Genomic DNA, 3584 nt, shown 5'->3' on the forward strand with positions numbered 1-3584 from the left:
AAGAACTGGTAACTGCCGTTATCAAGATCGACAATCAGCGAATGCTTGTTATCGATGTAGATAGTCAGCGTTTTGGTTGCAGCATCAAAGCTATGGCTGAGCGCACTCGAATTGCCTGCAGTAGTAACGGTGTTGCCGTCAAAGTTATACGTCACGCCGCGGATTGTAAGTTGGCCAACAAAACCACCATCAGCACCAACACCATATCCCTCAACACCGCTCAACAAATTACCGCCTATCGGCTGCACCACAGATTGCAACAGAATGGGTGGCAACTTGGTCACGTCCGGGACAATTACCGCATTGCCATCCACATTCAAGTAACCATCGAATGCAACTTTGTCCAGCTCGCCAGCTGGCACACTATTCCCCATGCCGTATGCAAGCGCTGTCACCTTATTGTTCTGCAGATGCTTCGTCCACGCTGCAAGTTCACTCGCCTCAATGGTGTTGGGATTGCTGCCATCGCTACCTTCCGGTACACCATCAGAGAGGAAATAGCTTACGTTGGAAGCTCCGGTTAACGGTCTTGCATTACTATTGCCACTCCAAAAACTCTCAGCCCATTTAATGGCGTCGTCGTAATCCGTTCCACCATTTGCAGTCAAGCCATTAATCCATGCTTTGGCCTGCTCAACAGTCATCCAGTAGATGGGGCTACCACTTGTTCCCTGATTCACAATACGTGCTTCAGAGCTGAACAACACCAACTGCACCCGGGTTTGCCCTTGCGCCAGATATTGATCCAGCAACTGGTTGGCAGACTCTTTCATAACTTCCAAGCGAGTCTTTCCATTACCGGCCGCATAGCCCATCGAGCCCGAAACATCGAGTATGAGCTGTACGTTGGCACCGACTTTGGTTTCTGACTCCACGGCGTGGAAGATCGGGCCGGCAACCGGCACATCGTCACGCACAGCCAAGTCAAACGAACCAGTGGCAGTCTCAGATCCAGATTTGCTTACCTCATAGTTGACGGTAAAGCGCAGTTCGTCCTGGCTGGTCAACACTGTGCTCTGGCCATCTACTGTGTGGCTAAGCGGCTTGAGCAGAGTAAAGGTGTAGCTCGGTGGATTGGCACTGTTATCCACCGTCACGGTAAAGGCTACATTGGCGGGGTTGTTACCAAAGTACCCTTTGAGCCCGGCGCCATCCTGAACAACATTGACCGGCTGACCATCAATACCCGTCACCCCGCTCAGACCCGTGATGCCAACCAGCTTGAGTTGTACGCCAGAGACATTGCCACCACTGCCATCCGTCACCTGCAGCGACTGAGTCACAGAAAGCGGACCGCTAGCAGGCATACCCACTGGCTCAGGCAAGTGTGCATTTCCGCCAGACAAACCGTCTTCATCCACCAAACCACCGCTCAGACGTACAGATAGGTCATTGTCAGTAATGGTTCCGGTTCCGGCCGCACCACCTACTGTCAAAGTCAAGGTTTCAGTCTGTTCTACCAGCTTGTCATTCACTGTCGGTACTGACACGGTAAAGCTCGTCACACCGGCTGGTACTGAGATTTTGCCTGTGCTGCTGTTATAGGTAACACCGTGACTGAACTGCAGAGTTCCCCAGTCAGAGTTAGAGGCAGCATGAGTACCACTGCCCGCGATTGAGAGGCTGTACTCAGTCGCTACATTAGTCGCACCACTCAAGGTCACAACATGCTGCAAGGTAGCCCCTTCAACCACAGTGGCACTCGATACGCCGGTTACATCAGGGCGTGCCAGCGGGTTGACAGCAAAGCTGCCTTGCGAGCCGTCACCGTCCCGATCATAGGCGTTGAAGGTGAAGTCGATGTCGCCATCACCAACCGGGCGCTGCATCTCTGCATACTGGAAGAATTCCCACTTGCCCGTTGCAGGCGTGAATTGCATCTTGAAAATCAAGCTGCCATCACTGGCCTTGCCAACCATGCTGTTGGCACCTTCTGTTGTAATGGTAATTGCCAGACCAGCTGCAGTTTTCAGACCCGTTTCAACAGTGCCGGTAACCAGCTCCAGACGCCCTTTACCATCAGCTCCCCATTGCGGTGCCACTGTCCCCGAGCCATAGGCAATTGCCTGCGGAGTAGAGGAGCCAAGGAACTCGATAGACTTGACGGTAAAGTCGCTGTTGTCACCCCAACTGGCCGATTTACCGTTATCGGTTGCCTTGATCACCATGGTGTCAAAACCACCCTGCTGAACCTGGAAATTGGCAGCATAATCGCCATTGGCCGCGTTAGAGCTGAAGCTCTGGGTTGCAATCAACTGGCCATCCCGCCAGAACTCAACAACCCCACTCTCCAGCTCACCACCGAACATCTTGCTGAACTCGATCTTGGCACCGTATGCCACTGTGCCAGCATCCAGCTTGATCACCAGCTCTTCAGATACCCCTGAGCCATCGGCCAGTTTGCGGAAATCGACCTCGTTCTCAATGTTGTGGTAAGGGGCCGTCGAGCTCTTGACACCAATGCCTTCGCCCGAGCCATTAACCAGCGCATCCGTCAGAGCCGTAGATGTTGAAGAGAGGAAACCTTTAGCTGTGATGGTGAACTTGCCACCATCAATGCTGGAGCGATCTCCGTTGTAGCCGGTCATGCTGAACTTGCCGGTCAATACATCAGGAATACTGGTTTTCACCAGCGAAACCGCGGCAGCATCGCCAGCAACGGGGGCATCATCCTCCACAGTGATGGACAGCGAACCGACCGTAGTACTCTGACCATCAGAAACAGAAACTCCGACGTTAAAACTCAGCGCGTCCTCGGCACCAGTCACCGGATGATCTAGGGCGCCTTTCAGAGTAACGTCATAACCCCAATCTCCTTTGGTACTACCTGCTGGTGCAGTCAGCTTGACATCAAGCACAGCCTTGTAGTCCGCACCACCCAAGGTACCGGTATATCCGGTCAACACCTTGCCTGATGCATCCCAGTTCCACTTCACATCCAGCCCGCCAGACTTGAGCCCGGACGGGCCAGAGAGGCTGACCGTCACGCTACTGCTATCGATATCCGCCACTGTAATAGTGCCGCTAGCGATGGTCGCATTGGTGGTATCAGTATTACCTGTGGTATCAGGCAACCCGTTGGCCAGCCCCTCTTCGGACACCACCGCAGGTTTATTGATCACCACAGAAGGAGGGGCATCATTGTCCACAATGATGGTCTCAGCACTACCTTTTCCATTTACTATCGAGATAGCTTCAAATGCCGAATTGGTCTTCACACCGCTGATAGTTACAACAAGCTTTTCCTCCATCTCATAAATGGTGTCGTTTACTGTAGCAACAGTAAATTCGGCTTTGCCGTTCGCACCGATGGTCACGCTGGCCGGACGGCCGCTGGTGTCGCCATCATTGGCCGCAGCACCGCTCCATACTAGGTTCAGGGTCACCACTTTGCCTGTCGGCAGGGTTATGGCATTACCGTCCTTATCGACCAAGCTCACGGTGTATTTGAGCGTGCCACCTTCAGCCACGCTGGCCTTATCCACCGCGATCTGGGCAAACACGGTGTCTTCCACGCTCGGTACCATTTCGTCGGTGATGGTGGTGGTCACCGCACCCGGCAGTGCCGGCGCCTTCTCGTAACC

The 3584-nt window shown here is 53.6% G+C and carries 1 protein-coding gene; it reads right to left on the reverse strand.

Annotation, left to right across the window (positions count from 1 at the left end):
- The coding region (locus AACS18_RS11860) for a VWA domain-containing protein (protein ID WP_258228927.1) at positions 1-3551 on the reverse strand (3551 nt) is incomplete at its 3' end.
- Positions 3552-3584: the final 33 nt, after the last annotated feature.

The organism is Aeromonas sp. HMWF015 (assembly GCF_963878965.1).
GTDB lineage: Bacteria > Pseudomonadota > Gammaproteobacteria > Enterobacterales > Aeromonadaceae > Aeromonas > Aeromonas veronii.